The organism is Neiella holothuriorum (genome assembly GCF_019457915.1).
Taxonomy (GTDB): domain Bacteria; phylum Pseudomonadota; class Gammaproteobacteria; order Enterobacterales; family Neiellaceae; genus Neiella; species Neiella holothuriorum.
Map to the genome: position 1 here is coordinate 49,564 of NZ_JAHZSS010000016.1, position 17,695 is coordinate 67,258.

Sequence of the window (17,695 nt, forward strand, 5' to 3'; positions counted from 1 at the left end):
TCCTCTCTTGTATTAGCACTTTAATCAATAATTAGTCGCTGGCAATCATAAATTTCTCATTTTCTCCACAATTGCATCTCGGCTGCTTGCAACTTCTGCACATTTTCAACGGCATAATACCCATATTAACAATAATGAAATAATGATGAGCTAGGACTGTTTCTATGAAACCACTCGTGTTGTCTGTTTTGATTGTCGTGCTTAGCGGCTGCCATGCGCATTCTGACGATACATCGATGCACGCGACATCAGTGTTAGTTGATACTGGGCAACACCAAGCCTATACGCCTCAAGGCGTTTTACTCACCACCCAACAGGGTTTAACGCTATGGGGCCAAGATGCGCACTATCAAGGCGCGCCCTTTTCATTCGCGATTAGCAACCAACAACAAACCGTTGTTGATACCAACACCAATTTGACGTGGCAACGCGTGCCAGCCGAACAGCGCATGTCGTGGCAACAAGCGGGCGATTATTGTCAGGGCCTGACGCTGGCCGATAAGTCAGACTGGCGCTTGCCAACGGTAAAAGAGTTAGTGTCCATCGAAGATTTTTCCGAGGGCTGGCCCTACCTCAATACCGACGTATTTAGCCTTGGTGATCAAGAAATAGGTAAGCACTTACAGTTTTGGTCGAGTAACTTTTATCACATTGGCACCACTCATGGTGGAGCAGAAACAGCCTTTGGTGTGAATTTTGGTACCGGTCATGTCAAAGGATACCCAACCGGTGACGGCGATAATCAACGAATGCCACCGCCACCCAAACGTGAACGCGCTTCAGGCGAGGTTGCATTAAAAGGCGCAGATGGCGAGACGACGGGCGACAGTAGCGATAAAGGTAATAGTGCACATCAACGCCGCAAACCTCGAGGGAACCCAGCCTATAAGTTAGTTCGTTGCGTGCAAGGTGATGAATATGGCGTCAATCAATTTGTTGATAACCACGACGGCACCGTGACAGATTTAGCAACTGGGTTGATGTGGATGAAACAAGATTCTGGACAAGCGCTCGATTGGCAACAAGCACTGGATTATGCCGAAGATCTCATGGTTGCCGGTTACACCGACTGGAAGCTCCCCAACATTAAAGAATTACAGAGTATTGTTGATTACTCTGGCGTTTACCCTGCCATCGATTCGAGTGTCTTTAATACCACGGATAATGACGCCTATTTCTGGTCGAGTACCTCGGCATACTTTTCCAAATTTGGCCCTGAGGAAAAGCGTAAACCCTATTGGGCTTGGTATGTCGCATTTGGCTACGCTGTAGGCCCAGACGGTAAAGACACCCATGGCGCTGGCGCCGTGCGATACGATACCAAACAAGCCAACGGACCAATGGGGGCTGATGCCGAGCGTATTTATAATTTTGCCAGAGCCGTGCGCCAAATTGATATTCCCTAACCGCTAACCGCTAACCGCTAACCGCTAACCCGCTTGAGCCAATTGCTCATGGTGATCTTTGTAGAGCGCTAAGCTCATCTGGCGACGTTCACCATGATCCACAATCGGGGCAATGTAATGACCGCCAGCACCGGCTTTATGCAATAGCGCCGTTGGGCAATCGGCCAACTCGGGAATGAAGCGGCGTATAAACAGGCCTGATCCATCAAATCGTTTTGATTGTGTTTCTGGGTTAAAAATTCGGAAGTAAGGCGCGGCGTCTGTGCCTGTCGAGGCCGCCCATTGCCAGCCACCATTATTGGCCGACAAATCACCGTCGATAAGGCGCGACATAAAATACTGCTCGCCCCAACGCCAGTCGATCATTAAATCTTTTGACAAAAATGAAGCCACAATCATCCGTAAACGGTTATGCATCCAGCCAGTTTGATTGAGCTGGCGCATCGCCGCGTCCACCAGCGGAAACCCAGTTTTTCCTTGGCACCATTTATCAAACAACAGGCTGTCGTTTGGCCATTGGATCTGCTGATACCTTGGATTAAATGCTTGATTCATACACACGTGAGGCCAAGCGACCATCACGTGGCAATAAAATTCGCGCCAAATCAACTCATTCAACCAAGTTTTCGGTCCCTCGGCCAACTCCCATGGCGCGCCGTGTTCATGGCATAACCGAGCTAAACATTGCTTTGCTGACAAGCTACCAATTGCCAAATGCGGCGAAAGCTTCGACGTATTATCAAGTGCCGGAAAGTCGCGTTGTTGCTGATAATCTTGCGACTGTTCGCGGGCAAAGGTTCTAAGTTGAGCAAGAATATCCGGCGTTGCTACCGCATAGTCTTTACTAAGCCCCTCTGCGGCTGGCCAGTCTTCTGCAGCTAATGAGCAATGCCAGTGTTCAGCCAGCTCAGCAGCACTAGCAAAGGTATTGGAATGAATGGCTAATTTGTTGGGTTTGGCCAAACAGTGCCAACCCATCGTGGCAAGCTGCTTAAGCCAATTTTTGCTGAACGGCGTAAACACTTTGTAAGGCGCATGACTGCCATTTACGATCTGCCCCGGCGGAATGATGCAGCGCTCTTCATAGGAGTAACAGGCTGGCTTGGCCGGAGTTTGGCGTAACAATTTCAAAAATTGCTGATCGCGATTTACTTCATCGACTTCATACTCTCGATTACTAAACACGGCATCAATTTGCCAACTCTCAACGCAATCAAGCACACAGTCTAGTTGTTGATTAAAGTCGTCAGCAATCAACACCTTCAAATCAATATTCAACTCACTCAATTCTGATTTCAATGCCAGCAAGCGGCGCCGAGTGAAATCAATTTGAATAGCGCTCTTGTGGTGTTTCTGCCATTGCACTGGCGATACAACGAATACAGCCACTACCGACTTAGAAAGCTCGCACGCTTGGCTTAGTGCTGGGTTATCGAGTACCCGCAAGTCTCGCCGAAACCACACCAATGCTCGTTTAAATGTTTTAGTTGTCATTCGTTCGCCCCGTTACAACTGTTGCCGTAATGCCAGCTTTTCCGGATGCGGTTTAATGTATACCTGTTGGCTCAGGTATTCGTTTGGGAACTTCACCAGTAAATGTTGGATTAAAGTCATCGGCGCCATCAGCGGCAATATGCCCTGGCGGTATTTATCAATCACATCCGCCAAAGCTTGTCGCTCATTAGTACCAATTGAGCGTTTAAAGTAGCCCTGTAAGTGCATCAAGGCATTGGTATGGCCTTTGCGCCCAGCTCGCTGTTTCAGCGCATACATCAAGCCAGTAATGTATTCATCGGCCACATCATCAAGGCTATTACTACTCAAATCAGAGATTAGCTGACCTAACGTACGGTACGACGTTTGATGGTTGGCCATGACCAGAAACTTGTAGCGCGAATGAAATTTAATAAGTTTGTCAGATGTGAGGCCGGACGCGACGAGCTGCTGCCAGGCATGATAGGCAAAAACACGGGTCACAAAGTTTTCGCGAAGCACGGGATCACACAGGCGACCATTTTCTTCGACCGGCAACAGCGGGTGCTTTTCCATCAGAGCTTTGGTGAATACGCCAACTGAATCATGGCGCAAGGTATGACCCTCAGGGTGATATACTTTGATGCGTTCCATTCCGCAGCTAGGCGATTTGGCACACACAATAAAGCCACTCAGGCCACTTAGCTGTTTCGCTTGCTGTTCACTGTATTGGTGAAGATCGTCGGTGACATCGATTGATTTGTCGGTGGAGCCGACGACACGAATTTGGTTATCAGCTTCGACTTGACGAATGGTTGGGCGGGGAACGCTCAGGCCAATAGCAACTTCAGGGCACACGGGCACGTAAGACACGTACTCTCTCAACTCTCGATCGGCGAAACCAAGTCGCTTGTGACCGCCGTCGAAACGCACGCCTTGACCAACAACGCATGCGCTAATGCCCAACTGAATCGTGTTTGGCTTAAATTGAGTTTGAACTATTTTCATCCGTGGCTCGCCGGTTAAATTGCATTAACTCAGCATACGCCAACCGATTGTAAATAGATCAGTTCGTTTGTTCTTTAGCTGTATTGCCAGCTATCAGAATTGGATAAAGCCTGACGCTTTTTCTTGGCATTGCAACCAAACTGGCTTGTCGCCACTTTTGACCCAAGCTCGGTGAAAGAAGCTACCAACTTGAGCAGATTTGTTGCAAATAACAGCAACAGGCATAACAACGATGCCTGCAATTAATAGAACAACACGACGTAAAAAAACCACGATAGGTGAATAGAACTTGAACATAGCATTGCCTCCTGTTTGAAACACAAACAGGTTAGACCAGATAAACTGTGATGGCAATCACAAATGATATTTTATTACCTACTTTTTGATCTGCCTACTAAGTTAGGTGTCGACATGGCTCACGTAAATATTGAAATATGAAAGAAAATAACGAAATTATTCGAGATCTTAAGGCGCTAACGACTCGCATTCCCATCCTAGATCAAACGCTCCCCCACCAAGTGGACAGCACTTGGCTAACAACATTTGGGCAGCAGATTGCGAGTACCAAAATCGACTGGCACGAAATTGCAGCTCGAGTTGAGCGCCCCCTTTCTTCTCGTTTGGGCCTTTACGTTGAACAGCTCTGGTTAGCACTCATCGACGTACACCCGGATTACCGGCTAATTAGTCATAACACCCAAGTTTCAGCTCATGGCCAAACAATCGGCGCCTTTGATTTTCTACTTGAGCACCAATCTAGCCAGACCATTGAACATTGGGAATTAGCATGTAAATTCTATTTGGCCGTTGTATTACCCGATATCGAACAGGCGATTTGGTTGGGGCCGAATTTAAATGATGACTGGCTTAGCAAACGACAAAAATTACTAAACCGACAAATTGCACTTGGTGATCAGCCGGCTTCAAAAGCGCTATTGACTCAACTCGGCATCAACGAAATTGCTAGAAAGCGAATACTTGCTCAAGGATTGGTGTTTCAGCAGGCCCCAGCAACACTGAGCGAAGGAGTGCAGAACGGTTGTTGGTATCGCTACTCCGATTGGCAAACCATTGCAGCAAGCCATGACTGGCAACATCAACACAAATTAAATTGGCTGTCGCCCACGTCTTGCGATAGCAATAGCATAATTGATTCGCCTCCTCGTCAACCTATGTTCCTAGCAGCACAGACGGCACGGTCAGCAAATCAAGATGACGGATATATAAAATGCTTCGTCGTACCCGATGATTGGCCGGAAAAAGCACAAAAAAAAGCAGCCGAAATGCTAGCTAGCGGCTGCTTGATGTAAGAGTTGATAAGCTAATTAGTCAATCGGCTTAGCATTCTCAACTCTGGCTTTTAGCTTTTGTCCCGGCCGGAAGGTCACAACGCGGCGCGATGAGATAGGAATATCTTCACCGGTTTTTGGGTTGCGCCCCGGACGTTCATTTTTTACTCGCAGATCAAAATTACCAAAGCCTGATAATTTAACCTGCTCACCCTCTTCCAGACTTTGACGGATCTCTTCAAAGAAGTTCTCCACCATTTCTTTGGCCAGCTTTTTATTGATGCCTTGCTTCATAAAAAGCATTTCGGCCATGTCCGCTTTAGTGAGCGCCATATTCACTCCCTTAGTGTCGCGTTGAACTCAGATGTTACCGCTGTGATGACATTATCAGTTAAGACGCTGATTTCCTTGTCTTCAAGTGTTCGTTCCAAATCTTGTACGGTAATTGAGATCGCAAGGCTCTTTTGACCCTCGGCAACCCCTTCCCCTTGGTACACATCGAACAAGTTTACGTTAACGACTTGATTCCCGCCAACTTTTTTCACTAAGTCGATCACATCTTGACTTGCAACAGCTTGTTCAAGCACAAACGCAAAGTCTCTGCGGTTAGCAGGGAACTTACTAACTGGCTGTGCTTTTGGAATCAGTTTTTCACCCAGCGCTTCAATTAATAGCTCAAAAGCAAAGATTTTTCCTTTAATTCCGAGTGATTTAATTGAACTTGGGTGCAATGCCCCTACATGACCAACTAAATTGTCACCGCGATAAACCGCAGCACATTGGCCCGGATGCAGCGCAGGATGGCTATCTGCAACAAAACTAAAGGGTTCTAGGCCGCCCAAATTAGCTAATAAAGCCTCTACGTCACCTTTCGCATCATAGAAGTCAACCGCACCAGCGCCTTCGCTCCAGTGCTCGTCAAAGCGGCTACCGACAATCACCCCAGCAAGCATTTTATGCTGCGCAACTTGAGTTTCGGATTCAGGTAGGAAACGTAAACCGAGTTCAAATAGCCGAACACGGTTTTGTTGGCGGTTTTGGTTGTGCTTCAGCGTTTGCAGAAGGCCTGGCAACAAGCTCACGCGCATCGCCGACATATCGGCAGAGATCGGGTGAGGCAAAATTAAATCATCGGCGTCAGGGAACAACACCTTTTGAACTTTAGGGTCAACAAAGCTGTAGGTAATGGCTTCTTGATAACCTCGGCTGACTAGCGTGTCCTTGAGCTGATCTTCTGTGACATCCGCTTCTGGATGACGATTCATCACCAGCGATGCAACAGGCGCAACATTTGGAATATTGTTGTAGCCGTAGACACGCGCCACTTCTTCAATCAAATCTTCTTCAATGGCTAAGTCAAAGCGGTAAGACGGCACAGTGGCTGTCCAGCCACCATCAATGGTGGTAACGCTCAAGCCCAAACGGGTAAGAATTTCGACAACTTGCGTGTCTTCAAAGCGAATACCAATTCGACCTTCAAGTTTAACTTTGCGTAAGGTAATTGGCGCTACTTGCGGCAAATGTTGCTCACTGACAGCCTCAACAACCGGCCCAGCCTCACCACCAACAATCTCAAGCAACAATGCAGTCGCTCGCTCCATCGCTTTGCGTTGCAGTTCAAAGTCAACGCCGCGCTCGTAGCGGTGCGATGCATCCGTATGCAAGCCATAGCTACGTGCTTTACCGGCAATTGCCAGCGGCGCAAAGAATGCACTTTCAAGCAAAATATCTTTCGACTCAGCCGTTACACCGCTGTCTTGACCACCAAAAATACCAGCCATAGCCAGTGCTTTGTTGTGATCGGCAATGACCAGAGTGTCGTCGCGCAAGGTTGCTTCGTTGCCATCAAGCAGAGTCAGTTTTTCTTCTGGCTTGGCCATACGAACCACAATACCGCCTTCGATGGTATCGAGATCGAATGCATGCATCGGGTGACCAAACTCAAGCAATACGTACTGAGTGACATCAACCACAGGATCAACACTGCGAACACCACAACGACGTAGTTTTTCAACCAACCAAAGCGGTGATTTGACCGTGGCATCAACGCCACGGATCACTCGCGCCAAATAACGCGGGCACGCTTGCGGCGCATCGAGAGTGACTGAAACCGTGTCGGTTAACGTCTCCTCGGCATTTTGCCAGCTTGGTTCTGTTACCGGACAATTGTTCAACACACCAATTTCACGTGCTAACCCAGCTATGCCTAAGCAATCACTGCGGTTTGGTGTTAAATCCACTTCAATGGTGTTGTCGTCTAGTTTGAGGTATTCGCGGATATCCACGCCAATTGGTGCATCAGCGGCTAATTCCATAATACCGTCTGATTCGTCGGCCATGCCGAGCTCGGCTTCCGCACACAACATGCCCATTGATGGCTGACCGCGCAATTTTGCTTTTTTGATTTTGAAATTGCCCGGTAGCACTGCACCAACAGTAGCCACCACAACTTTTAATCCTTGGCGGCAATTAGCTGCGCCACACACAATATCGAGCAGCTCATCGGCGCCAATATTCACTTTAGTAACGCGCAATTTATCGGCATCAGGATGTTGGCCGCATTCAACAACCTCACCCACCACAACGCCGGAAAACTCACCAGCCACACGTTCAACGCCGTCTACTTCTAAGCCGGCCATGGTAATTTGTTCAGCTAGCTCATCAGAGCTAATAGCGGGGTTAACCCATTCGCGGACCCAAGATTCACTGAATTTCATCGTCTGTGTTCTCTCTTTCTTACCGGCTTAGTTAAATTGCTTCAGAAAACGCAGATCGTTTTCAAAAAACGCCCGCAAATCATTCACGCCATAACGCAACATGGTGAGGCGCTCAACGCCCATACCAAATGCAAAACCGGTGTATTTTTCTGGGTCAACGCCAACGCTACGCAGTACATTTGGATGCACCATGCCGCAGCCTAAAACTTCCAACCAACCATTTTCACCAAGCACATCAACTTCAGCTGATGGTTCAGTAAACGGGAAATACGATGGACGGAACCGGATGGTTAAATCCTTCTCGAAGAAGTTTTGCAAAAAGTCGTGAAGAATACCTTTGAGCTCAGAGAACGACGCATTTTCGTCAACCATCAGGCCTTCGACCTGATGAAACATTGGCGTGTGCGTTTGATCGTAGTCGTTTCGATAAACTCGGCCCGGCGAGATAATGCGTAGCGGCGGCTGCTCATTTTCCATGGTGCGGATCTGCACGCCAGAGGTTTGAGTGCGCAACACCAGCTCAGGGTTGAAATAAAACGTGTCGTGATCAGCACGAGCGGGGTGATGAGCCGGAATATTCAAGGCATCAAAGTTGTGGAACGAATCTTCCACTTCAGGCCCTTGCTTGACTTCAAAGCCAAGCTCACCGAAGTAAGTTTTGATGCGATTAATGGTGCGCGAAACCGGATGTAAACCCGCTTCGGGCATACGGCGGCCCGGCAGTGACACATCGATGGTTTCAGAAGCCAACTTGGCATTCAACTCAGCTTGCTGCAACGCTTTCATGCGCTCAGTAATCGCTTGCTGAACTTGTTGTTTGGCTTTGTTAATCGCTTGACCAGCGGCAGGCCGCTCTTCCGGGCTTAATTTACCCAGCGATTTGAGTTGTTCGGTCAAACGACCTTTCTTTCCTAAATAGTTAACGCGCACGTCATCAAGTGCGGCCACTTGTTGTGCACCGTCAATAGCAGCCAGCGCCTCGGCCACCAGTGCGTCCAGGTTCAGCATATCGTTACTCTTATCTACGATTGGTAGGCCCTAAAATTAGAGCCTATGCGAATGGCAAAATTTTGTAGCCGGTAAGTCTACCTAAAAACGCCATTAATTAAACGCATAAGACCTAAAAATATGTATGGTTTTTAATACTTGAGCGCCATAAAGCGCGAGGTTGACCGACTGTTTGGGGATAAATTGATTAAGGAATGTGCGACCAGCACGCAATTACAAAAGTTTCGACAAAAACTATTGCAAGGGAAAATAACCGCCGCTATTATAGCGCCCTCTTCGCACACGGGCTTCCGCCTAGCGAAAATGTACGACCGTAGCTCAGCTGGTTAGAGCACCACCTTGACATGGTGGGGGTCGGTGGTTCGAGTCCACTCGGTCGTACCAATTTTCCCAATCAATTCAACACCTTAAAATCATTCCAAACTCAAGACTATTTAGGCATTTGTCACTTTTGTCACTTTCGCTGTACCTCGTTGTAATTCGCTGTATTTCATTGAGTTACAAAAGATGTGACATTAGTCACTTTATGTCTTTTCACAATCGCCAGTGACACACAAGTGACAAAACGGAATAGCTGCGCGCAGTCCAAACAAGCTGATTCTCGCAGCAGATTTTCGATGAACTCCCATAGTTGGTGGAATCAATCGAAATGGCGTAAGGAACGTGAACGTAAGTATCTATGGAGATAAAAAATCGGACGCGAACCATCAAACAAAGCAAATACAACACGTTTCGTTAATGTTGAATTCTATGGCGCATCAACAGCACCAATCTTGAGTTAGTTGACCTGCAAATTATCGAGCCGCGCCGGCAGGCCAACATGACTCGATAAAAATCTCTGAGCTGCCGCGTTGGGCTGTAATAGCTCATACTCGACCTGACACTAATGAAGCCGAGGCCACAACATAATCGTTTAGCGCCTATGGGCCCCGCTGTCTACATCCGTGCTTTATACCCTAAACACCCTTCCCATCACTTCAGGAGTGTCCTACCGTATGAAATAACAACAAGTCGTTTCACACACTACCAAGAGCTGTTAGCAGGAAGTATCTGACATGGAACAAGACAAAGCGGTCAATACTCATGAAACCAAGGACATCAACCAGCATTCCGCGCTGCCGTCAGAACCAACCACCATTCGCCAAGGCGAATATGGCAGCATAGCCTCGGACTCCAAATCAGGCGGACTTATCACTAGGAATATATTTGTTTGTGCCGGGCTGGTCGGCAGCTGTAAGAGCTCGAGCCACATTTTTTTGGCTCACTTTGACAGTCCGTGGAGCGTCCGCCATCTAAAGAGCATTCTCGCGAATGAGCTTGAGAAGACGGAAAAGTCGGGGAAGACCACCAGCTTTGATATTGAGTTAATCGGCGGCACGGTTTGGCTAAGCATAACGCTGATATTGTTCATATTGTTGGCGTTGCAATTTGAGCCAGAAAATATCTATAAAATTGCCACTAAAACGATTTTCATCGCATTATCAGCTTTAGTCGTCGCGTACCAGTCGATCACTTACCTTTGCCTATTCTGTGTGTCCAGTTGCAGCAGGCACTCGGCCGTCAGTAAACATCACGGATTCGCTTGGAAATCATGCCGCCGCAGAATAACAGTTTATAAAACGTCTAATATTTCTAAGATTACTGTTGAAAAGTGCGATTCATCGTCCAAAGACGATAAGCGTGAGCGAGGGTGGTTGTGTGGATGCATGACCGAGAAAAAGGAATCAGATTCGACCATCCGAGAGTAAACCAAGTATAAAAAGATCAACCAATTCCTTACAGTAAGTGAGAGCGACTTTGTACATATCTGCATGCAGTCTCAATCTGTCTCCATCGGCGGCAATTCGATAAAACCGGCTTTGAAGATCTTTTGTCATTAAGTTATCTGATGGGTGTCAGGTGAATTTGTGACTAATCCAATTAGGCTTGGTAAGTTAAGCCGGAGCTAACTATTTTTCTCATCGTTCACAACGAAATAAAGCATATATACCTGCATACGAGTGATAACAACTCCCTTGGCTAAGTGGTCTTACTCCCGTAGCCAAGGGAAACATCCAGTCAAAATTCGTTAAAAAAAACACTTTTTTGGTGATCACGTTCATAGTGATTTTAGGCTGTTCATTCACGGTAATCATAGCGCATCAAATTCTTTGACCGCCTTAGAGCGCTCTCCTAACGGGCCTCTGAAAAAGCACCGCGGATCCAGCGCATAAGTGCCCCGGTGCAGCGTTGGGCGCAGAATACCTATCCTTTTCAGCTCCAACACTCTGTTGGTAATCGTCTTTGTCGATACTTCAAACAGCTTTGCTAGTTCATCACGCATTCGGGGGGAAATATCAATCAAAAATCTGTCCTCTAAACAGATTCTACTTGCTAGCGAGAGCAGCAAGCTCATTACTGGCTTCGGTAGCAGCAACCATCGTTCCATCCCTTCGTTCATAACCACAAAAAATGTCTCGTCAATTTTCGTTCGACGTACCGTGACTTCTTCAGTCTCTTCAAGAGTGATGATCTCTCCGGAGTCTTTGCTGAGGACTGTTTTCCGAACAGTCCGCGCTAGCGGTGATGTTTTCGCCATACCAATCTTCCTTTTCAGTTCGGCCATGAATCCGGCAGTAACATATACCAAAACACAAAAAAAAAGCCCTAAACAGAGAACAAAAAGCAAAACACCCAAAACCTCCTATAACATAACCAAGAAAATATCATTAACCACCCGTTTAAAATAAATTATTTAAACTAAATTTTGTTTAATTTCAGCCTGTTGTAATTTTTTTATTCTTTTTTTCGATCGAATTTCAAAAATCCTGTCAATATAACCATTAACCAACACAAACACATAAGGACATGTGACATGCAGTACAAAATTACGTCAATCGAACCAATTGAACCGAGCTTAAAGGACGGCGAATCAATGCGGGCGCAGATTGTAATTCCATCAACCAATTCACGATGGAAGCGCAACAAGCGCATTAACGTTGAAATTTCCGCGATGGATGAGGATGAGCGAGGAGGCAGCACAGAAAATTTGGCTCTGCAAAAACTGCAACAGGAGGTTTTCAAATTTCGACAGGAAACTGCTGGGCTATTTGACGGTACTCAAAACGCATTGCGATTTTGTTCACATTACATGGAGCTGGCGCAAGCGGCAGGGTCAGCTCAAATCCTAGATAAGATTGTAAAGGCGTATGCCGACCGAAAAAGCAGGCAAGAGGCGGATAGTTCTCTAAGCGCGCAGTTGAATCTGCCATTTGAAGATACCGCCCCCCGCCCAACCCTCAGCGGAGCAAAGCGATGAGCATCAGTTCGTCATTTGCCATATTGAGATTGGCGAAGATCAAAACGTTTGGGGCGCTGGCAGCGTGTAGCGCTCACATTGGTCGACATCGCAACACACCTAACGCCAACTCAGGCAAGGCTCACCTTAATCGAGTTCGAATAGGATCCGGCAATATCACACATGACGTTAAGCAGCACATAGCCAGCAAAGGCATTCAAAAATTGAGGAGCAACGGCGTTCTTGCAGTAGAACTCGTTCTCACGTTTTCACCAGAGTGGTTGAAAACCTCTGACGGACAGCGCTATAGAGCTCGAGCATCTCAAGATTTGAGAGAGTGGGAAAAAGCCAACTTGACGTGGTTGCGCCAAACATTCGGAGATCGCGTAGTTAGCTATTTTTTGCACATGGATGAGCGAACACCTCATGTGCACGTGCTATTAGTGCCGACCTATGAAAAAGCCACGGGTAAGTTCGGTATGAGTGCGCGACGACTCTTTGGTGGCAAACAAAAGCTAAGTGAATTGCAAAGCAGTTATGCTGCGGCGATGAAAAATTTGGGCTTGCATCGAGGTCGCAAAGGCTCAAAGGCAACGCACCAAAAATTAGCTGATTTCTATGCTCAACTGAATGAGGCGGCACGTAATTGTGAGGCATTGGGCCTGCCTGTACCAACGGCAAGATCTCCTTTGAGTTTTGCCAACTGGCAGCGCAGTTTTAAGCAGATTACGCAGTTGGCGTCAGATGAAAACAATGAGCGGATAAACAGTTTAAAAGAACGTATTCGACAACTTTCCGATGCATACATGGCCCTTAGCGAGTATGCGTCGTTCAATTCATCTACGCCAAAGCTTGGCCCGAGGTTGAGACGTTAGGGCCTCGCAGAGCGAACGACAATTGTGTTAGCAATTGTGTAGTGAGTACACAACGTTCGTCTTGGAATTGCAGTTTGGAAAGGAATCCAATGAACAAGTCACACAATCAAATCAGCGCTGAGTTCTATTTGAAGCAAGGGCTAGATAGACTGCCCGCGGAGGTCGCAGCCACCACGGCCATGCTAATAATGCAATTCGGCCCGCTTATGTGCTCGGAACAATATGCTGAACTCTTCGACATTAAGCACGGCACAGTAGAGCGGCAAATCAGCGATGAAACCATTGCAGTTAAGCCGAAAAAAGTTGGCCGCAAAAACTTCTTTCCAACTGTGAGCGTTGCGCTGCTGGTTCATGCAAAAGAAGCAGCCTAGCTGGGCTGCCCTATGTTCCCTTGGAAGCCGAGAGGCAACAAGCAGTAAGGAGCTAAAAGAGCCCTCACAAACAACCTACCTTGCTAATAATTACACTCCTGACCGCCAAACCTAACGCCTAGCAAGATAACTCATCTCTGGACAATTCCGAGTTAGGCTGTGGTAGTAACGCCTAAAACATGGTGCAAGTTAGCGGCGGAGCCGCGCGGTTAACTTATCCTAATGGTTTTTCTTGTTAGGCTTTTTGATAGTACGTTAACCATATCAACTGGGTTGCCATAAGTATGACCCCTAGATAAAACATAAAACCTAGAAAAATGGTATTGAGGTATACATCAGTTTTTGCAGATGCCGATTTCTTTCCAGAACGCCATTTTGTAGAACGGCGAGCATCGCCAAGCATTTTGAAATTGAACAGGCTGCCTCTTCTTGACCAATGACAAACACCAAAGAAAACATGCAAGCCCAGAAGCAACCACCAAGCGGCAACACCTTTAACTGGAACAGTCCAAGAGATTGAATCTTCACCAGCTACTAACATTGCTATAGCAATAGCTGTTGTCAGGAAAATTAGACGTGAATCGCTGTCTTGGATTTGACTCATACTTCCCTCAGAAACCAACGCCCGCATAAAGGGCGACAAAACGTAGCGGCAATTTTGTTGAACAATTGGGCTACGCACAAAACTAAATTGCCGCGAAGTTTTGGCGTCCCAGCGAGCGCTTTTGAGGCGCTTGTTAGGTGTCATTGCTGACAACTGCTATATGCTTAATAGTAAACTCAATATAAGAGATAAGATCATTCACACATTTGGGGAAATAATAATCAGCGTCATCGGGACAAAGGTCTTCACGAGGAAGTAATGTAACCTCAATTTCCTCGTTGAAGAGAGGATAAAGGTTGTGGGTGAGATAGTTTCTTCTTGTGACAATAAACGTGAACAAGTCATCTAAATCTAAATTCGTAAGACCATTTTTTTGACATGCTCCAACTAGTTCCCCTAGCGTTGCACGCGTCCTTATCTTTACACCGTTCTCATCCAATAATTTCTTTAAAGCCGATTCAAGCTTTCCAGAGAGAAGTAGCAGCCGACCTAAGCTTTCGCAGAATCGTTTGTTATTCAGTAGTTCTTCGTAGAAATCCAATGGCACCTGAAGAAACTCCTTTGACACCTAACGCCCCAATCAGAGGCACAAAAATAGCTGGCTAAAATTAGCGACGAAGGAGCAAAAGCCAGCTGTTTTTTGTCCTTTGAATTGGCTTGTTAGCAGCTACATATACCTTTCTAGCGTTCTTCTTAAGATATGAGGTAACTCCCTAGCCATCATGTACATTCGTTCATCAGGCATATACATGTCTCGCATCATCGGATGTTCAAACGATAATTCAATTAACTCTTGGAATGCTTCTACGGTGTCACGCTTTTCTTCATGGTTAACATCAGAGCGAAGAGTTCTAGCTAAGTCTACACCTGCGTCATAGATCCATGGGAAATCTTCGCGAAATAGGCTGATAGCAATTTGAAAGCCAGTTAAGTTCTTCTCAAACCTAGGGGACATATGCAAAAGTTCTTCGAGCATATGTGGATGAAATTTCTTTCTTTTCCTCATACGCATTTCTTTTTCACGCTCTGTTCGAGAAATAATTTCACCTAGCATACTTCTAAGATCTTCAAGTTCTTTATGAACATCAAGGTTTGGACTTCTAAGTAGTTTTTGATTTACACGTGATAGGTCTAGAATTTCTTCAAGAATTTGATTTGATATCAAGTCTTGTTGCTGTTCTTCTTCTGGCTCCGCTGAGTTTGGCTGTGCATCAATAAGTTGATTTAAGCGACTTTCTAAATCTGGATACCAAACGTCTAGGGCTTTTTCTAACCTTTCAGTTGTAAGCTGTTCAGCACTGTCCGCTTTGTTTAATGATAACAATAACTTTTTAACGTCATCTTTTTCAAAAACAGTTGATTGAAACTGTAAAATAGGGCCGTTTACTTCTGACCTTTTAATGTCAAAAAGAAATGGGCTAACATAAGATTTATCCATCGTTTTTGACAATGCACCAGCTTCAAATGTAAGCCATGGCGCGTGTAAATTTTCCTTCGTTACACATAATATTCCATAGCTTGAATCAGCTAACTCAGAAGCAATATCAGTACTCCAGCGAGCGCCTTTATCGATATCCTCAGATGAAACATATGGTTCTATAGATTGTATTACTGATGGCAACCAATCTCTCAATGTAAGTGCAACTTTATGGCTTAATTCACCTGACCAACTTAAAAAAACTTTCATTTATTCTTCTACCTTCCTATGGAATTACATCAAAACTAGACTGGGCTGCTAACAGTTTATTAGTACGACCTTACAAGGTTGATCTACCTTATAAGGTAGGAGGATCCTATGTATCGCCGCACAAATAAATATCAAAAAAACATAAACCAATCATACAGTAACCGCGCCAATCGAGAATCTGAGCCAGCTCAAGATTATGACAAGCCTCGGCAGATACCTAAACTGCGTCGGGTCATCGAAATAACTGACTTTGATTCCGGTGAGCCGGTCACTCACAAAATTGAATTATTTAAGACTGATCGAATCGACTGCTATGACGTCGTTGAGGATGGTCAATTGTGGCAAAGGCGAATGGGTTGGAGCCGCGAACTTTCTTCGCTCAGAAAGGCAATGCCCCGTTTAGCAAGAGAGTAGTTACTCTAACGCACTTTGGGGCAGAAACGAGTTAGAGCGCCCTCCCAGATATAATTAAGCCTTGCGGTAAAAAATGACAGGTTGCGTTCGGGCTAACACACTTGAAAATACGTAACGTGCAGTTATCTTTAATTTCGAACCGCCTATGTGCAGGCGGTTATCTACCCATCAAATATCTACTAGATGTTGCTGCAACAGACATTCATACCATTCACTGTCACAGTGAAGGCCACCAGAGGTTCTGCGTACGAAGTCTGGACTCTTTGTTCCTTTTCTTGCGAGTGATAGAGAATCATATCGGGGTGACTGTATCGCGACATAGAGCGAAGATCTGTATGCCCCATCGCTGCTGCAACCTTTCGCGAGTCGACGCCTCTATCTGTTTCCGTTGAGCCGAATTCATGCCTACAGACATGCAAGACCAGCCCATCAATTCCCAGTCGCTTACACATGCGCGAAAATGCCGTAGTGAAAGAATGAGGACAACGCCACGGCCAAACATATTCTCCGAAATTGACCTTTCCTGAATCGCGCAACGCTTTGATTGTGCGAAGTATCGATAAAGCTTCATCCGATAAGGGAACGTCGCGCCCCTTGCTAACACGCTTGCGGGTTTTATCCGTTTTTTGGGTTTCAACTTTGTAGATTGCGTTTTGCCAATCTACATTCGACCAAGTCATACGTGATATTTCACCTCGCCTCATGCCCGTTTCAATGGCAAATAGCGCTCCTTCTCTGATCGGAGTAAAGCGCTTTGGCTTGTACAACTCTATTTGATTACGCTCGTCAGAACTTATGCGGCGATCTCGCTGCAAACCAGACTCATTGAGCTGATTGAGCAAATTCAGTTGCTTTTTCGCAGCTGCAATAGGGCTTTCAGCAATAGGGGCTTTCATTAGCTCCTTGGCCGCTACAAAAACAGCGTGAATCTTTTGCAAGTCCTTAAGCAACGTATCTGACGAAACCGCATCTACTTCCTTTCGATACAGCCCGAATTCACGCCAGTAATCTTGGTCACATTTATCAATAGTACAACCCGCCGCATAGCGCTTTACACGCTCGATGATGTAGCGCTCTTCTTTAGCAGTGGAGCTTGCTTTGGTTGGAGTGACCTTCTGAAGATAAAAGTCTGCGATAGCACAAAACGTTACCTGTTTTGCTTCTGCTAAATTAACAAACTGAGAGCTTGCCAAAGCCGCTTCTTTGGCCGCAGCCCATTTAACAGCAAGAGCTTTCTTGCTAAATGTTTTGACTAGTGTTTTTCCGTTGAGTGACTTGTGCCGCACAATTGCTTGATATGAAGTGCCGCCCTTTCCTTGCCGCTTGCGAATCGTCGCCATTTTTACTTACTCCCTGTAGTACCGCTCAATGACGCCAGAGATACTAGCAGGTTTTCAAAAAAAGCGACCAAGAAGAGACAAATTAGTGACATCACCAGTCAACAAACCTTAAACTACTGTTTTTTAGGCAATTAAATTATCGAGCATCAACTTGACATGGTGGGGGTCGGTGGTTCGAGTCCACTCGGTCGTACCAACTTTCTTATATATATCACAGTGTCTTACG

General features: G+C 46.1%; 18 protein-coding genes and 1 tRNA gene. 8 read left to right on the forward strand and 11 right to left on the reverse strand.

What is annotated here, in order from left to right; all coding sequences use genetic code 11:
* Positions 1-164 precede the first annotated feature (164 nt).
* The gene (locus K0504_RS12865; RefSeq protein ID WP_220104604.1) at positions 165-1,406 is read left to right on the forward strand and encodes an Lcl C-terminal domain-containing protein; all 1,242 of its coding nucleotides are present in this window, start codon (positions 165-167) and stop codon (positions 1,404-1,406) included.
* Between the two features lie 24 nt (positions 1,407-1,430).
* Here K0504_RS12865 and phrB read toward each other — a convergent pair whose 3' ends face one another.
* The 3 genes from phrB to K0504_RS12880 form a co-directional block, all read right to left on the reverse strand.
* Positions 1,431-2,900 carry a deoxyribodipyrimidine photo-lyase gene (gene phrB, locus K0504_RS12870; RefSeq protein ID WP_220104605.1) on the reverse strand — a complete coding sequence of 490 codons (1,470 nt, stop codon included), beginning with the start codon at positions 2,898-2,900 and terminating at the stop codon, positions 1,431-1,433.
* A 12-nt stretch (positions 2,901-2,912) separates the two neighbouring features.
* A complete protein-coding gene (locus K0504_RS12875) occupies positions 2,913-3,887 on the reverse strand; it encodes a YbgA family protein (RefSeq protein WP_220104606.1) in 975 nt (324 codons plus the stop codon).
* 93 nt (positions 3,888-3,980) lie between these two features.
* Positions 3,981-4,184, reverse strand: a complete 204-nt coding sequence (locus K0504_RS12880; protein WP_220104607.1) for a DUF2517 family protein — start codon at positions 4,182-4,184, stop codon at positions 3,981-3,983.
* A 137-nt stretch (positions 4,185-4,321) separates the two neighbouring features.
* Between K0504_RS12880 and K0504_RS12885 the strand changes: the two genes are divergently transcribed.
* Positions 4,322-5,197, forward strand: a complete 876-nt coding sequence (locus tag K0504_RS12885) for a DUF1853 family protein (RefSeq protein WP_220104608.1) — start codon at positions 4,322-4,324, stop codon at positions 5,195-5,197.
* A 15-nt stretch (positions 5,198-5,212) separates the two neighbouring features.
* Here the strand turns inward: K0504_RS12885 and K0504_RS12890 are convergent, their stop codons facing one another.
* From K0504_RS12890 to pheS, 3 genes are read right to left on the reverse strand one after another with little or no spacing between them, the layout of a single operon-like run.
* Complete coding sequence (locus K0504_RS12890; protein WP_220104609.1) at positions 5,213-5,509, reverse strand: integration host factor subunit alpha; 297 nt, start codon at positions 5,507-5,509, stop codon at positions 5,213-5,215.
* A 2-nt stretch (positions 5,510-5,511) separates the two neighbouring features.
* Positions 5,512-7,893, reverse strand: a complete 2,382-nt coding sequence (pheT, locus tag K0504_RS12895) for a phenylalanine--tRNA ligase subunit beta (RefSeq protein ID WP_220104610.1) — start codon at positions 7,891-7,893, stop codon at positions 5,512-5,514.
* A 27-nt stretch (positions 7,894-7,920) separates the two neighbouring features.
* Complete coding sequence (gene pheS, locus K0504_RS12900; RefSeq protein WP_220104611.1) at positions 7,921-8,901, reverse strand: phenylalanine--tRNA ligase subunit alpha; 981 nt, start codon at positions 8,899-8,901, stop codon at positions 7,921-7,923.
* Between the two features lie 307 nt (positions 8,902-9,208).
* On the opposite strand from pheS, the gene K0504_RS12905 reads away from it, so the two are divergent.
* Positions 9,209-9,285 (forward strand) — tRNA-Val (locus K0504_RS12905).
* Between the two features lie 671 nt (positions 9,286-9,956).
* Positions 9,957-10,649 carry a hypothetical protein gene (locus tag K0504_RS12910; protein ID WP_220104612.1) on the forward strand — a complete coding sequence of 231 codons (693 nt, stop codon included), beginning with the start codon at positions 9,957-9,959 and terminating at the stop codon, positions 10,647-10,649.
* A gap of 383 nt (positions 10,650-11,032) precedes the next feature.
* Here K0504_RS12910 and K0504_RS12915 read toward each other — a convergent pair whose 3' ends face one another.
* Complete coding sequence (locus K0504_RS12915) at positions 11,033-11,479, reverse strand: hypothetical protein (protein WP_220104613.1); 447 nt, start codon at positions 11,477-11,479, stop codon at positions 11,033-11,035.
* Positions 11,480-11,755: 276 nt separating this feature from the next.
* On the opposite strand from K0504_RS12915, the gene K0504_RS12920 reads away from it, so the two are divergent.
* The 3 genes from K0504_RS12920 to K0504_RS12930 all read left to right on the forward strand — a co-directional run bounded on the left by K0504_RS12920 (position 11,756) and on the right by K0504_RS12930 (position 13,424).
* Positions 11,756-12,199 carry a hypothetical protein gene (locus tag K0504_RS12920; RefSeq protein WP_220104614.1) on the forward strand — a complete coding sequence of 148 codons (444 nt, stop codon included), beginning with the start codon at positions 11,756-11,758 and terminating at the stop codon, positions 12,197-12,199.
* The gene (mobV, locus tag K0504_RS12925) at positions 12,196-13,053 is read left to right on the forward strand and encodes a MobV family relaxase (protein WP_220104615.1); all 858 of its coding nucleotides are present in this window, start codon (positions 12,196-12,198) and stop codon (positions 13,051-13,053) included. Before K0504_RS12920 ends, mobV begins: the two co-directional genes overlap by 4 nt.
* Before the next feature lie 89 nt (positions 13,054-13,142).
* Entirely contained in the window at positions 13,143-13,424 is a 282-nt protein-coding gene (locus K0504_RS12930; RefSeq protein ID WP_220104616.1) for a hypothetical protein, read from the forward strand.
* Positions 13,425-13,659: 235 nt separating this feature from the next.
* Here K0504_RS12930 and K0504_RS12935 read toward each other — a convergent pair whose 3' ends face one another.
* The 3 genes from K0504_RS12935 to K0504_RS12945 all read right to left on the reverse strand — a co-directional run bounded on the left by K0504_RS12935 (position 13,660) and on the right by K0504_RS12945 (position 15,715).
* Entirely contained in the window at positions 13,660-14,172 is a 513-nt protein-coding gene (locus K0504_RS12935; RefSeq protein WP_220104617.1) for a hypothetical protein, read from the reverse strand.
* Positions 14,162-14,575: a hypothetical protein gene (locus K0504_RS12940; protein WP_220104618.1), complete on the reverse strand. Its 414-nt coding sequence runs from the start codon at positions 14,573-14,575 to the stop codon at positions 14,162-14,164. Before K0504_RS12940 ends, K0504_RS12935 begins: the two co-directional genes overlap by 11 nt.
* A 120-nt stretch (positions 14,576-14,695) precedes the next feature.
* The gene (locus K0504_RS12945; protein WP_220104619.1) at positions 14,696-15,715 is read right to left on the reverse strand and encodes a TIR domain-containing protein; all 1,020 of its coding nucleotides are present in this window, start codon (positions 15,713-15,715) and stop codon (positions 14,696-14,698) included.
* Positions 15,716-15,823: 108 nt separating this feature from the next.
* On the opposite strand from K0504_RS12945, the gene K0504_RS12950 reads away from it, so the two are divergent.
* A complete protein-coding gene (locus tag K0504_RS12950; protein ID WP_220104620.1) occupies positions 15,824-16,129 on the forward strand; it encodes a hypothetical protein in 306 nt (101 codons plus the stop codon).
* Positions 16,130-16,308: 179 nt separating this feature from the next.
* Here K0504_RS12950 and K0504_RS12955 read toward each other — a convergent pair whose 3' ends face one another.
* Complete coding sequence (locus tag K0504_RS12955; RefSeq protein ID WP_220104621.1) at positions 16,309-17,469, reverse strand: site-specific integrase; 1,161 nt, start codon at positions 17,467-17,469, stop codon at positions 16,309-16,311.
* Positions 17,470-17,695 lie beyond the last annotated feature (226 nt).

What these genes read in the sequence shown, in the direction of transcription:
- K0504_RS12865 (WP_220104604.1), top strand. Translation starts at nt 165, where the DNA reads ATGAAACCACTCGTGTTGTCTGTTTTGATTGTCGTGCTTAGCGGCTGC.
- phrB (WP_220104605.1), bottom strand. Translation starts at nt 2,900, where the DNA reads ATGACAACTAAAACATTTAAACGAGCATTGGTGTGGTTTCGGCGAGAC.
- K0504_RS12875 (WP_220104606.1), bottom strand. Translation starts at nt 3,887, where the DNA reads ATGAAAATAGTTCAAACTCAATTTAAGCCAAACACGATTCAGTTGGGC.
- K0504_RS12880 (WP_220104607.1), bottom strand. Translation starts at nt 4,184, where the DNA reads ATGTTCAAGTTCTATTCACCTATCGTGGTTTTTTTACGTCGTGTTGTT.
- K0504_RS12885 (WP_220104608.1), top strand. Translation starts at nt 4,322, where the DNA reads ATGAAAGAAAATAACGAAATTATTCGAGATCTTAAGGCGCTAACGACT.
- K0504_RS12890 (WP_220104609.1), bottom strand. Translation starts at nt 5,509, where the DNA reads ATGGCGCTCACTAAAGCGGACATGGCCGAAATGCTTTTTATGAAGCAA.
- pheT (WP_220104610.1), bottom strand. Translation starts at nt 7,893, where the DNA reads ATGAAATTCAGTGAATCTTGGGTCCGCGAATGGGTTAACCCCGCTATT.
- pheS (WP_220104611.1), bottom strand. Translation starts at nt 8,901, where the DNA reads ATGCTGAACCTGGACGCACTGGTGGCCGAGGCGCTGGCTGCTATTGAC.
- K0504_RS12910 (WP_220104612.1), top strand. Translation starts at nt 9,957, where the DNA reads ATGGAACAAGACAAAGCGGTCAATACTCATGAAACCAAGGACATCAAC.
- K0504_RS12915 (WP_220104613.1), bottom strand. Translation starts at nt 11,479, where the DNA reads ATGGCGAAAACATCACCGCTAGCGCGGACTGTTCGGAAAACAGTCCTC.
- K0504_RS12920 (WP_220104614.1), top strand. Translation starts at nt 11,756, where the DNA reads ATGCAGTACAAAATTACGTCAATCGAACCAATTGAACCGAGCTTAAAG.
- mobV (WP_220104615.1), top strand. Translation starts at nt 12,196, where the DNA reads ATGAGCATCAGTTCGTCATTTGCCATATTGAGATTGGCGAAGATCAAA.
- K0504_RS12930 (WP_220104616.1), top strand. Translation starts at nt 13,143, where the DNA reads ATGAACAAGTCACACAATCAAATCAGCGCTGAGTTCTATTTGAAGCAA.
- K0504_RS12935 (WP_220104617.1), bottom strand. Translation starts at nt 14,172, where the DNA reads ATGACACCTAACAAGCGCCTCAAAAGCGCTCGCTGGGACGCCAAAACT.
- K0504_RS12945 (WP_220104619.1), bottom strand. Translation starts at nt 15,715, where the DNA reads ATGAAAGTTTTTTTAAGTTGGTCAGGTGAATTAAGCCATAAAGTTGCA.
- K0504_RS12950 (WP_220104620.1), top strand. Translation starts at nt 15,824, where the DNA reads ATGTATCGCCGCACAAATAAATATCAAAAAAACATAAACCAATCATAC.
- K0504_RS12955 (WP_220104621.1), bottom strand. Translation starts at nt 17,469, where the DNA reads ATGGCGACGATTCGCAAGCGGCAAGGAAAGGGCGGCACTTCATATCAA.